The organism is Spirosoma sp. (assembly GCF_026391055.1).
Lineage (GTDB): Bacteria > Bacteroidota > Bacteroidia > Cytophagales > Spirosomataceae > Spirosoma.
This window is the reverse complement of the sequence record NZ_JAPLET010000026.1, coordinates 404,033-417,200: the sequence shown is the minus strand read 5'-3', so window position 1 is coordinate 417,200 and position 13,168 is coordinate 404,033. Positions and strand designations below refer to the sequence as shown.

Below are 13,168 nucleotides of genomic sequence, written 5' to 3'. Positions count from 1 at the left end.
CTTAAGCTGTTCCCGCGCCCCCGCCCCCCGGCGTTTTGATACGAATGCGCTCACCCGCCTGCATGGCTCGGGTGAAGATACCGGGCAAACGTTCCGTGCGACCGTCAGCATGAATCAATGTTTGCTGACCCGTTGCGCCCGCGTCACCGCCGTCGAGTCCATAGGGTTTCACCCCCCGGTGCTGGCTGAGGAGCGTGGCCTGCACGGGTTCCAGAAACTCAATTTCGCGGATAATACCGTCACCCCCGCGCCATTGGCCGTTGCCGCCCGAGCCAGTGCGAATGCTGAAGGTATGCAGTCGGACGGGGTAACGGCGCTCCAGTTCTTCTGGATCGGTGAGTTTGGTATTGGTCATGTGCTGATGCACCGCCGACCGGCCATCGGCACCAATCGTGGCCCCCGCCCCCCCGCCAATTGTTTCGTAATACCCAAATGGATTTGGGGCTTCTGCCGACTTCCCGAACAGAAAATTGTTCATCGTTCCCTGGCTACAGGCCGCTAATCCCAGCGCTTTAAGCAGCGTGTCGACCAGCCTCTGGCTTACTTCGGTGTTGCCGCCAACGACAGCCGGGCAGTCGGCGGGCGTGTCGGGGAAAATTGGGTTTAGAAAGGAAGAGTCCGGTAAAATCAGGTCGACCGGTGCCATTAACCCTTCGTTTAGCGGAATGTCTTTATCGCACCAGAGCCGCAGTACATACAGCACCGCGCTGTACAGTATGGATATGTTGGCATTGAGGTTATTCGGATGAACGCCCGAGGTTCCCAAAAAGTCGAACGTTATCCGGCCGCTGGCAATGCTGATCTGTACGCAGATTGTATAACCGTCGTCGAGGGACTCTTCAGCCGTAAACGTCTGCCCGTCGAGTGGCTGAAGTACGTTTAGAATGGCGTCCGTGGCCGATTGCTGCAAGCGGTTCATGTAATGCTGTACCGTCGCGAATCCACAATGTCGAACAAGCGATTGGAGCGCTGTTTCGCCCGTTTTTAGTGAGGCCAATGCGGCTTCGATATCCGCCTGATTTTCGGCTAGGGCACGGGTTGGGTAGGGGGCGTCGGTAAAATGGGTGGATAGTCCGGTTGCCCCGTTGTGTCCTTGCCATAAAAAATCGCCCGCTTTCACCACATACATCGGTTCCAGTACCACACCTTCCTCAATCAAAGACGTGGCATCGGGCGGCATGGAGCCCGGCACTTTACCGCCAATTTCGGCATGGTGCGCGCGGTTAATGACGTAGCCGATCAATTGCGGGGGAGTGCCCGACTGTTCATTGCTAAAGACGCCACTGATCAGCGTAACATCGGGTAGATGGGAGCCGCCGTATTTGGGATGATTCGTAATGGCCACATCGCCCGGTTCAAGGGATAATTTCGCCAAGACCAATCGGGCACAAACGCCCAAACTACCCAGATGAACCGGGATATGGGGCGCATTGGCAACTAATTCGGCGTTGGCATTGAGCAGGGCGCAGGAGAAATCCAGCCGCTCTTTAACATTGACAGAAAAGGCTGTTCGCTGCAACTGTGCTCCCATTTCTTCAGCAATGGCGCGGAAACGCTGGGTGAATAGCTCAAGCTGAATGACCTCATTCGCTTCGGATTCGCCCGGTTCTTCTATGTCGGCGATGTAGTCGACCAGGGCATTCTTATCTGCCTGAACGACCAACCGCCAGCCGGGTTCGATAAAGGACGAAGAGGTTGTGTTAAGCAGCAAAGCCGGACCGCGAAAGGTGTCGCCTTCCTGCAACTGTGTCCAGTCGTAAGCCGGGTACGTTTCTGTGCCAAAGGCCGGTACGGCGTGGTGATGCGTTACCGGAGAACCGTTTATGGGTAATTCATCACGAACGGTACTGACCAGCACCCGCAGACTTTCTACCTCAATGGACCTCGCCTTTCCGGTAGCATCGGTTGGGAAGTGTCCGAAAAGATGCTGGTATTTCTGTTCAAAATCGCTGGCTAACTGGTTACTGAACGGTATTTCTACGGTAGCTTCCTGGCCCACAAGACGCAGAAACACAGAGGCTGATTTTATTTCGACTGCCGTAGCCGGGCCAACATCCTGCCGAAGCAGATCGGTTGCGGTTACGATCAGGTTCTGGTACAGCTCATCAAGATCAGGCTCAATGGTTGTTAAGGGTTTGAGGACGGATTGAGCCGCCATACGTTCAATTTCTGCCTGACCGATGCCATAGGCACTCAGCAGACCACCATCAAACGGAAGAATGAGCTGTTCCATGCCTAACAGCCGGGCAATGGCGCAACCGTGTAAACCACCCGCCCCGCCAAAAACCAGTAATGAATAGTTTTTAGGATCGAACCCACGCGCCACCGAAATTTTTCGAATAGCCCCGGCCATCGTTTCATTGGCAATGTGCTCAAAGCCTCGTAGTACGCTCATTGGCGACATCACTGAGCCTGCTGCGTCAATTTGTCGGATAATCGCGTCCAGTGCAACTTGTGCGTTGGCAGGAAAAACAGGAATACCAAATTGTTTCGGATGGAGTTTACCCAGCAATAGATTGACGTCGGTAATCGTCAACAAAGGCGCATCGCCCGCAGGGTTTTTGACGCCGTAACAGGCTGGCCCCGGATTTGCCCCGGCACTTTGTGGACCAACACGCAACTGCGTACCATCGAACCAGCAAATGGACCCGCCCCCGGCGGCAACCGTTTCAATCGCCAGCGAGGGTAACTGTAAATCAAACGGGCCAATTTTTGTTGAATAACGATAATCAAGACCGCCCTGAATCCGCGCAACATCGGTGCTGGTGCCGCCCATGTCGAGGGTGAGGGCACCTGTTTGGGCCAAACTCAGACTTGGCCTATCGCTGAAATTGCTTGGGCCAAGCCTGAGCTTGGCCCAAACCTCGCTCGCTCCAATAACGCCCCCCGCCGGACCACTCAATAAACTATCTTTAGGTTGAAACAAATCGGCCCGAACCAGTCCACCTGCGCTAGTCATAATACGAACCGACTCACCGCCCAATTGCTGTTGTACATTGTCCAGATACGACCGCATCACGGGTGTCAGGTAAGCGTCGACCACGGCGGTTTGGGTTCTTGACACATACTGTGGGGTGGTCGAAACGCTGGTCGAAAGCGTTATATAAGGGTAACCGGCACGGTGAAGCGCGTCCAGTATTTGTTGTTCATGAATCGGGTTTCGGTAGGCGTTGAGGAGAGATACCGCTATGGAATCGGGTTTGACCTGGTTGAGGTTGTTCAGTAACTGGGCGATGGTTAGTTCCGATAAAGCGGTTAAAATCTGACCATCGGCCGTGATGCGTTCTTCCAGTTCGAATACGGAATCATACAGAACGTCGGCGGGTGGAATGGCCAGTTGGAAAAGGTTAGGCCGTTGCTGGGTACCAATTTTCAACAGGTCTTTAAAGCCTTTTGTAACGAGCAGGGCCACGCGGCCACCTTTCCGTTCGAGGAGAGCGTTGGTGCCTTTGGTGGTTCCTAACCGCATTTCCAGCGGTGGAAATGGGTTGTTAATGGGCGTCCGGGTTAGCAGACGTGCCGCTAAAACGGGCGCTTCTTCACCCGTAAATAACTCAATGGTCAGCGGCTGGTCGCCATTCTCGAATGGGCGGTCGAGCGTTAAGGTTCCATCGGTTTTTAGTGATGTGACCGTATAGACTTCGCCAGTTTCGCTGATACGGAGTTGGTAGCCATCAAAAATGGAAGCGGTTAGCCAGGGAGCTACCACGTTGCTGTTTATAAGTTGACCCCGTAGCCGACTGCTGCTTAGTACTTTGGCGCGGTAAAGGGTTCCTTTTTCGTCCAGGGCAAGGCCATCCGTAAAGGTGCCTCCGGTATCAATCCAGATTTGGTACATGGGTTAATGAATCAGCGTAACACCCGCCTTTTGGTAAGCCGATACAACGTCTGGCTTTGTTTCAGTATCGGTAATTAATACGTCGAACAGGCTTAAGGGCGCAAAATAGAGGTATTTGTTGGTTTCTAATTTCGACGAATCACAGAGGAGATAAACTTTATCCGTTTGCCGGGCAATGGCCATCGCAATGCTGGCTTCTTTCTCGCTATTTGCACTCAGACCGTGTTCGAGCGAAATCCCATCAACGCCCATAAACGCCCGATTCGCCCGGTAGCGAGCAATGTGTTCTTCGGCAATCAGGCCATGAACAGCCTGCCGCTCTTTGTCTACTTCGCCCCCCACCAGATTGACCGTCACTTTCGACGACATTAACTCCGCCACAACGGGTAGTGAGTTTGTGACGACCGTAATTCGTTTGTTGCGGATAAACTGGCACAGCCGAAATACCGTACTGCCGCAGTCCATGAAGATCACATCACCCTCCCGGATTTCCTGCGCGGCCAACTGACAGATGTAATCCTTCCGTTCGGCGTTGACGGCGGCTTTATGTTCAAAGCGCAAGGAGTCGGTGGCCATGCTGACTTTCATAGCACCACCCCGCGTGCGATACAACAGGCCGGAAGCCGCTAATTGGACCAAATCGCGCCGAACAGTCATCTCCGATGTTTGCAGTAAATCGGCCAGTTCGCGGACATCGACGGAGCCACGTTCATCGACCGTTTGTAAAATAAGCTGCTTCCGGTTTTGGAAATTCATGGGTAATTACGTTGATTTGATCAAAAATAAACAAAATCTAACAATATCAAACAAATGTTAGCTGAACAGTCGGAACGGGTTGAAATAACAGAAGAGAAAATACTATCTGATAACTGGTATACACTAAGGCGGTTTACCTTCAATTATTTGGGTAAAAATGGGGAGTGGACCACGCAGCAACGGGAAGCATATGATCGTGGAAACGGAGCAACTATTTTGTTGCACAATCCGAAAACGGATACGGTTATTCTAACCCGCCAGTTTCGGTTGCCCACCTTCGTCAACGGCAACCCAACCGGTATGCTGATCGAGGCCTGCGCGGGACTGCTCGATGATGAAGATCCTGAAGATGCCATTCGGCGGGAAACGGAGGAAGAAACGGGCTACCGGATTCAGTCGGTAGAAAAGGTAATGGAAGCGTACATGAGTCCGGGATCGGTAACCGAAAAGCTATTTTTCTTCCTCGCTGAATATACCGCCGATACCGAACGAACGTATGGCGGGGGTATTGATGAGGAAGAGATTGATATTCTGGAACTATCGGTTCGGCAGGCGATGGCCATGATGGAACGGGGTGAAATCATGGATGGCAAAACGATCATGCTTTTGCAGTATCTGCGACTGAAGCAACTGAGCGCAAAGTGACCCTGCTACCTGAAAGGTGTGCCGTGAACTTGCCCTAACGTTTGTTGTGTTGGACGTTGAATTGTGGTGTCAGTTTCTTAGAACTGACACCACGCCGTTATGTTCCGCTGCATGATTTGTGTGATGTCAGGTCCTCAGACCTGACATCACACAAATCACACAACGACATACAGATCACGCTACAGACCTGGTACGCCAGGCGTTTCGTCAACGAAATGCCTTAAACAGTAATCTTACCGTTTCGGCTGGGAGCCCGATACGGAAGCTGCCGAATTGTTACCCGCCGAGATCATGTTGGCGAACAGCCGGTAAGCACCCGGAACACCAGCGGGAAGCTCACGGAAGAATACCAGACCCGTGTACATGAAATGGCCTTTGCCATATTTCGCATAAATCAGGCTGCCTTCTTTAGGAGCTTCATTCTGGTCGTGGGAGGAGAAAATAGGCTCATACGCCTTGTCCCAATCCCGCGCAAAGTAGATTCCTCGCTCCTGGATCCAGCCCGAAAAATCGGCGTCGGTAATTTTATTAGGGTAATTGAGGAGCTGGTGCTTCGGGTTAATGAACGTCATGGGCGCATCCTCTTCCGTAACGCGCTCGTTGACAACCGCGAAGGGGTAGGGGCCTAACTGGGGCAACGGCGCTTCATTCCGGAAAAATGAATTAACCGGCGTTACGTACTGAACAATCATCGTTCCGCCGTTTTTTACATAGTCCATCAATTTAGGCTGGTAACGGGTCATGGCCGGGCCGTTGGTGTTATAGGCCCGAACGCCCACCACAATGGCATCGTAGCCAGACAGGTTGCTGTTCAGTTCGGTTGGGCCCAGAATCGTGACCCGGCATCCCATTTGCTGGAGTGCCGCCGGAACTTCATCGCCCGCCCCAACAATGTAGCCGATGTTTTTGGCTGTTACCTTTACATCCAGTTTAACCAGTTTGGCCTCTGCCGGTGGAAACAGCGTTTGGGTGGGAATGTGCTTATAAGCTACGTAACGAAGGCCCGTGGTAAAGGTTCCCGCGCTGGTGGTCATAACCGCCTGAAGCTTACCATTTTGCGCCTTGTCGGAAGGGGTAAGGCGAAACGTAATCCGTTGTTCATCGCCTTTGTTCTTTAGTTCGAACGGTTGCGAGGCCGGTTCGATCTGCCAGCCTGCGGGTACCGACATCTTGAGCGTACCCGACACATTAGCCCGACCGGCTCGCAGCACAATATCAGCGGTTTTAGGGCTGTTGTCACTGAAGGTAAACACGCGTTCGGTCAGGTTAGCCATCACGTCGGGCTGAATGATGAAGGGACGGTAAATCTCGCCATCGACGGGGTCCGTTGATTTATAAACAACTGGTCGGGTAAACGTAAACCGCTGCCCGCTGATATCAAACGTATAACTGGCCGATATAGCCGCTGGGTTTTCGGGCAGGCCAATAAGCTGCTGATTATCAACTTGGAATAAGCCCTTGTCGATGGGCTTTTCGAGCCAGTAGGGTTGTGAAATCTTCGCCGTTTTTGGGATAACGACCGAAGTCGGGAACAGGATGACATCGTTTGGTTTCAGTGCCAGATTAAGCGTCGTGTCTTTGCCGGTCGAGTACTGAACCCGTAACAGCGTAACGGGCGAATCGGCCCGATTGACGATGTTTGTTGTCAGTTTGATAGTTTCGCCGGGTGTTGCGGCATAATCGGCGGGGTTGGTTTCAAACCAGAGGCCAAGGCACTGCCGAATCAGCGTTTCGACTTCTTCTCGTTTGGTTTTTACGTAGATATTGGTTGTGTCCAGCTTGCTGATAGCGCCGTACAACTGAACGAGTGCCGGTATCGAAGCGGCCGGTTGATCGGGTTTGAAACCGGCAATGACCTGGTTCACCTGCGATTGAACAGCGGCACTGTTAGGAACGCGTTTCCAGGTCATATCGACACCCTCCATTGGGTCTTTCTGAACAGGGTCGCCACCTTTCAACAGCAGATAATCAACTTTAGCACCCCGGTTGGCAGCTACGCCAAATCCTTGGCTCTTATGCTGACTGCGGCTTTCCGACGCAATTTCGCCATACGATTTGCCGAGCAGGGGGTTATATAATCCCGTTTCGATACCAATCAGGTTTCCGGCTTCTTCCGGTTTTTTATTGCTCAGAAACGCGCCGGGAATAAACATATTCCACATAATGCGCCGGGCCTGCCAGGGTTTTACGAAAGCCAGCTGCTCGGGAAACTTCGTTGGATCGTTCGAAATTTTGAACGCTTCTTCAGCTAGAAAGCCAGACGCGCTGTGGTGTCCGTGACCAGCGCGGGCATCGGGTGGGAAGCGAGTCATGATCACGTCGGGCTGGTATTTACGAATCATCCAGACAACGTCGGCCAATACTTTATCCTGTCCCCAGGTACGGACGGCTTCGGATGTTTGTTTGGAAAAACCAAAGTCATACGCCCGACTGAAGAACTGATCGGGGCCGTCCACGCGTCGGGCCGCGAGTAATTCCTGGGTCCGGATAACACCAATGTTCTCACCCTGCTCGGGGCCAATCAGGTTTTGCCCGCCATCGCCCCGTGTGAGCGAAAGATAGCCCGTACGAACGAGCCGGTCTTTGGCCAGGTAAGCCAGCAGCAAGGTGTTCTCATCGTCGGGGTGGGCGGCTATGTATAGTACCGATCCGAGGACATTCAGCTTTTTTAGATTCGATAGGATTTCTCCCGGTGGTGCTGGCTTGATGGGGCCATAAGGAACCTGAGCGGAAGAAAAAGAGGCAATGAAACCGCTAATAAGCAGAGCATAGAGTATTTTTTTAAGTAACACAGGCAGGGAGCGAGTTTGGGCGATTAAACCCAAAGATAAGAAAAGGCTACCTAAAACTGAGGTAGCCTTTTGACTCACTTGACCTAACATTGAATTAATTACTGGTAAATCTGTAGCTTCTGAAACTGATCAGGTAAAGGATTGGGAACATTGGGGTTCGTATTTATCTCATTTTGTGGATAAATGAACCGCTGCGGTTTTTTCGTTCCGGCGTAAAGTGGAATAGGCAACTGGACAATTGGTGCTGCTTTTTCCAGTCGCCGTACGTCGTTGAATGCTTCGTACTGCATCAGGAAAAAGATATAACGCTGGGCCACAATCTCATACAGCAAAGCCGTTTGTACCGTGGCCAGCTTGGCTGGATTAGCCAGACCGGCAGGACCAAAATCGCTTTGGGTGTAGGCATCGTATTTCCGACCCGTCGCCGAAATGGTTTTACCATGGAGATACCCCGTTGCCAGGCCTGCACGAACCAAATTAAGGGCTTCCAGGGCTTTATCGTTTACACCCAGCCGGGCTTGTGCTTCTGCTATAATAAGCTGGTTTTCATAGTAGGTCAGAATAGGGTGGGAGGCATCTTCGGTGAACATGCCATCGGCTGTATTCGGATCCAGGGCGCCGGTGGTAGAGATGCCAATCTTGAAATAGTGGTTGTATAGGGCAGTTTCGTTTGTTTTGGTATTCGCCGAACCGATTCGCGATTGCATCAGCGCGGGTAGATAAGCACCGTCGAAACCCGTATCGCCAGCCCGGTTTATTCGGAAGAAATCGTAGTTCTGGTTGTCATCGACGCCCTGGCTGGTTCCGTGCGGGGTCAGCGCGTCACCGGCGGAACTGCTTATTCCCAGACCGGCACTGGTGACAGCTTTTGCATACTCTCCAGTGTGTAGGTATAGTCGGGCTTTCAGGGTGTAGGCCGCAGCTTTCCATTTCTTAACATCTCCTTTATAGATGAAATCCTGAGCGGAAAAAGACAGCCCAGCCGACGCAGAAAGATTCTGAATGGCATTATCCAGCACCGTTTGAAGAGCGCCATACACACTAGCCTGTTTGTCGAACACGGGCGTAGGGTATTTTACGTCATCGAACGCCTGGCTGTAAGGGACATCACCGTACAGGTCGGTTGCTTTGGCAATCACCAGCGCTTCCAGTATCTGCCCTACGCCCTTGGTCCATTTGTCGCCTACCAGATCAGCTTTTGTCTGGATCAGCCGAGCCTGGCTCGCTACCGGGTAAAGGGGGCTCCAGCTAAACGTACCGGCCGAAACAATGTAACTGGCAAAGGTCTGGTGTTGCCGCGACAAGCCATTTAGTTGCCCTGCCCAGATAGCCGATATACGAACGTCGGTATCTTCGTGCAGCATGGCCGTTCCCAGGAGGGTTCCCGACAGCAGGGTGGCCACATCGACGTCTGTTACGGCATTGGGGTTACTTTTAATATTGGATTCATTGAATAAATCCTGGCAACTGCTGAGCAGCATTAAGCTTAACAGCGCAATGGCGATTTTATGAGAAAATATGAATTTCATAGAAATATCGGTTTAATGGCTCTAACTGACTTCGTTTTCGCAACCGCTTAGTAGTTGATCTTAATCGAAAAAAAGAGCGATTTGGTGTTCGGGTTGGTGAACCAGTCCTGCCCACGTGACAAACTCGGACCGGTAATGCTGACTTCGGGATCGGTTCCCCGGTAGTTGGTCCATAGTAGAACGTTCCGCCCAGTCAGCGAAAAATCAACGGACGACAGGTGCGTGACCCGACGGAAACCAGGACTTCGCAGGTTATAGGTGAGCGTTACTTCGCGCAAACGGGTCGAACCGCCATCTTCTACAAATTGCTTGGTCGAAGCCGAGCTGAACGACGTGCCGGGTCCCTGATACCAGGCCTGGGTGAGGGCTACTGGCCCAGCACCGAAGTCGGTAATGTTGCCCTGAAACTTCGTGCCGGCAGCAATCGTCTTGCCGTTATAATCTTTGATGCCACCGGCTGGGGCTACGGCCGTATTGCCCACATCGCCATGTGTACCGATCAGGTAAAGCGCACCCCGCGTACCGTTGTAAAAATCATTGCCGTATACTTTATCGAACAACACATACAGTGATAGATTTTTGTAGGAGAAAGTACTCCCCAGGCCACCCCGCCACTTGGGGTTTGGGTTGCCAACAATTTCGTTGCTGGTGCCGCCCTGTGGGAAACCGTTCGCATCCAGGATGTACTTGCCCGACTCATCCTTCAAAAAGTCAGTACCATAGAACACCCCGAAAGGCTGACCGGCAATCAGCGACTGCCCGGCGTAACTGTTGGGGAGTGTGTAAGCGGTAGCGCCTGCCAGCGATAATACTTTGTTGCGGTTCTCCGAGAAATTAGCCGACAGGTTCCACTTAACGTTTCCTTTCTGCACCACATCAGCACTGGCATCGAGTTCTATGCCTTTGTTCGACAACTGGGCCGCATTGATGTTACGGACCGTATAGCCAGTTTCGTACGGCACAGGCAGCGACAGAATTACGTCGTTCGTTTGGTTGTCGTAGTAGGTGGCAGAAAAGGTGAACCGGTTGTTCAGGAAGCGCAGGTCTACCCCGACTTCGCTTTCAGTCTTACGCTCCGGTCTTAGGAAGTCGTTGCCTGCTGTTGTACTGCGCACATAACCACCACCATATAACGAACTGGCTGAGGAAAGACCGTTTGCGTAACTGTCGCCGAAAGTGGCTGGCGTAAAGGTGGTAAAGTTCTGATACGGTTGAGGTTGAATACCCACCTGTCCCCAGGTAAGCCGAAGTTTACCGAAGCTCAGAATTGAGCTGTTTTCCAGACCTTTCAACTTACTGAACTGCCAGGCCAGAGCCGCCGATGGGAAAAAGAAGCTGCTGTTCGTTTTAGCGCCGAATGTCGAAGCACTTTCGCTCCGTCCGGTCAGGGTGAGGAACAGCATATTGTAGGCCTGTACTTCAGCCTGGCCGTAATAGGCGTATGTCCGAATGAGCTGGTTGTAGTTGTTGGCCGATAGGTTTGAGTTTAGCGCATTGGTCAGAATATCGGGAGCTGTTGGTACGATCAAACTGGTGATCTGGTCTGATAAGGTAGCCAGTCGACGGCTGTTATAGTTCACGCCAACCAGCACAGACCCGCTGAAATTATTGCTGAATGTCTTGTTGGCATTGGCGAATACATCGGTGTTGAATTGCTTCTCCGTTATCCAGTTTTTCGACAAAAGACCCGTAAGAAATGACGCGGAATTCCGGGCAAATCGTTCCAGACGGGTATCCGTGTAATTATCAATCCCGGTACGGCCCGTAATGGAGAGCCAGGATTGTGGCGTAATGTTCAGTTCGACATTACCCGTAATCCGGTCAACATCACTGGTATTTTTGTTGTTGTTGATATTCCAGACCGGGTTGGAGTAAATGGTGTTCTGATCAATACCGAGCGGATTCCGGTACGAGACGTGTGCATCATTAAATACCTGCCCCGACTCATCCGTATAGGTGCCGGTATAGTATTGGTTGTTAAAATCGGAAGGAGTACGGGTACCACCGAGCAGAATACCGTCGAGGTTATCGCCCTGCTGAACCCGGGATGACGAGACTTTTGTATACGAAGCTGAAGCCGATGCCCGGAACCACTCCGTAAACTGGTTGCTGGCATTAAACCGGGCCGTGTTGCGCTGGTAGTTGCTGAATGCTTTGATAATCCCATCCTGACTTAAGTTCGAGTAACTAATGGCAATGTTAGACCGGGCATTGCCTCCGCTGATGTTAACGGCATTGTCTGTGTAATGACCTGTCTGGAAAACATCGCTTGTGTGGTCAAACGTATCTTTCGAGTTTTTGCCACCATGCGGGTTTGTTGCATTACCAGAGGCAATGGCGTACCGCTTTGTTCCGTCCGCGAACGTAACAAAGCCCTGATAGCCTGCTGCGTTGGGGTCGGTGATGTAGGTGTCCTGTCCTCCCGACCGCTCGGCAATCAGGTCGCCGTAGCTATACTTGTTGCCCTGTCTGAAAAAGCCGCCACTCCCTTGCCCGTAGGTAGTCTGAAGGGGCGGCATTTTATTGACTTTGTCAAACGAAACCGTCGATTTGAACGAAATATTGACTTTACCCTTCGAGTCCTTTCCTTTTTTGGTCGTGATGACAATAACCCCGTTGGCGGCACGGGTACCCCACAGAGCGGCTGCCGACGCCCCTTTCAGCACTTCCATGCTTTCAACATCTTCGGGGTTGATGTCGTTGATCCGGGATTGCTGAACGATAGCGTTGCCAGCGGCCGAGCCATCATTGAAGTTTGAGTTACTGACGGGTATGCCATCGACAATAAAAAGTGGCTGGGCATTACCGTTGATGGTATTCTGGCCCCGAATTTGAATATAGGCTCCAGCGCCCGGGTCACCGCCACTCTTGGTGATAACAACGCCCGATGCCTTACCGCTTAAGCCGGATAGCAGACCCGTTTCGCCAGACTGAGCTATGTTTTTACCGCCAACTGTCGAAACGGATGACGCAAACTTATCACGTTCTTCTTTTACCCCTAGCGCAGTGATGATGACTTCATTGAGCTGTTTTGTGTCAGTTTTCAATTGAGCGTTAATCTGACTGCGCCCGCCAATTGCTTCTTCAACACTTTGCATACCTACGGCAGAGAAAACAAGAATTGCACCAGTCTGCGGCACAGTCAAGGTGTACTCGCCTTTTGCGTCCGTTACAGTTCCTATAGATGTGCCTTTCACAACAATAGTAGCACCGGCAAATCCGCCTATCCCTTCGTCGGCAGTGACCGTGCCGCTGACCTTCCGGCCTTGCGCCCATCCATTCGAAAAACTTGAGACTACCAGGAGCAGACTCATGAGTAATAATCTTATCATAGCTTAGTTGAAGTTAGAAAGTAGTACAGAAAACTTACAGAATCCTATCTGGCTATGAACATACAGAATATAATTTTTAATTTTTAATTAAAATTGATACTATATTTTATGTATACAATTAAAATAAAGATAAATTATATTTTAATTCCATTTTAATCCAAATATTCTACTTTTTTGATATTTATAATGGACACACTGTATTTGAGCGATATAGCATGTATTCAGCAGAGAAATCTGTACAGATTTGTTAACTGAAAAATCATTGACGGTGGCGCT

At 51.4% G+C, this 13,168-nt stretch carries 6 protein-coding genes; 1 reads left to right on the top strand and 5 read right to left on the bottom strand.

The features are described 5' to 3' along the window. Position 1 precedes the first annotated feature (1 nt). Both NT073_RS25185 and NT073_RS25180 read right to left on the bottom strand, forming a co-directional pair. Positions 2–3,838: a hydantoinase B/oxoprolinase family protein gene (locus NT073_RS25185; RefSeq protein ID WP_297379185.1), complete on the bottom strand. Its 3,837-nt coding sequence runs from the start codon at positions 3,836–3,838 to the stop codon at positions 2–4. 3 nt (positions 3,839–3,841) lie between these two features. After that, on the bottom strand, positions 3,842–4,594 hold the full coding sequence (locus NT073_RS25180; protein ID WP_297379183.1) for a DeoR/GlpR family DNA-binding transcription regulator: 753 nt from the start codon (positions 4,592–4,594) through the stop codon (positions 3,842–3,844). 54 nt (positions 4,595–4,648) lie between these two features. On the opposite strand from NT073_RS25180, the gene nudK reads away from it, so the two are divergent. Continuing rightward, positions 4,649–5,239, top strand: coding sequence for a GDP-mannose pyrophosphatase NudK (gene nudK, locus NT073_RS25175; RefSeq protein WP_297379181.1), 591 nt, complete (start codon positions 4,649–4,651; stop codon positions 5,237–5,239). A gap of 233 nt (positions 5,240–5,472) precedes the next feature. Here nudK and NT073_RS25170 read toward each other — a convergent pair whose 3' ends face one another. The 3 genes from NT073_RS25170 to NT073_RS25160 form a co-directional block, all read right to left on the bottom strand. Further along, a complete protein-coding gene (locus tag NT073_RS25170; RefSeq protein ID WP_297379179.1) occupies positions 5,473–8,031 on the bottom strand; it encodes a PIG-L family deacetylase in 2,559 nt (852 codons plus the stop codon). 98 nt (positions 8,032–8,129) lie between these two features. Beyond that, the gene (locus NT073_RS25165; protein WP_297379177.1) at positions 8,130–9,560 is read right to left on the bottom strand and encodes a SusD/RagB family nutrient-binding outer membrane lipoprotein; all 1,431 of its coding nucleotides are present in this window, start codon (positions 9,558–9,560) and stop codon (positions 8,130–8,132) included. A gap of 47 nt (positions 9,561–9,607) precedes the next feature. Then, positions 9,608–12,892: a SusC/RagA family TonB-linked outer membrane protein gene (locus NT073_RS25160; RefSeq protein ID WP_297379175.1), complete on the bottom strand. Its 3,285-nt coding sequence runs from the start codon at positions 12,890–12,892 to the stop codon at positions 9,608–9,610. Positions 12,893–13,168 lie beyond the last annotated feature (276 nt).

Bases quoted from the DNA above. Each gene is read 5' to 3' on its own strand.
- NT073_RS25185 (WP_297379185.1), bottom strand. From the start codon at position 3,838: ATGTACCAAATCTGGATTGATACCGGAGGCACCTTTACGGATGGCCTT.
- NT073_RS25180 (WP_297379183.1), bottom strand. From the start codon at position 4,594: ATGAATTTCCAAAACCGGAAGCAGCTTATTTTACAAACGGTCGATGAA.
- nudK (WP_297379181.1), top strand. From the start codon at position 4,649: ATGTTAGCTGAACAGTCGGAACGGGTTGAAATAACAGAAGAGAAAATA.
- NT073_RS25165 (WP_297379177.1), bottom strand. From the start codon at position 9,560: ATGAAATTCATATTTTCTCATAAAATCGCCATTGCGCTGTTAAGCTTA.
- NT073_RS25160 (WP_297379175.1), bottom strand. From the start codon at position 12,892: ATGATAAGATTATTACTCATGAGTCTGCTCCTGGTAGTCTCAAGTTTT.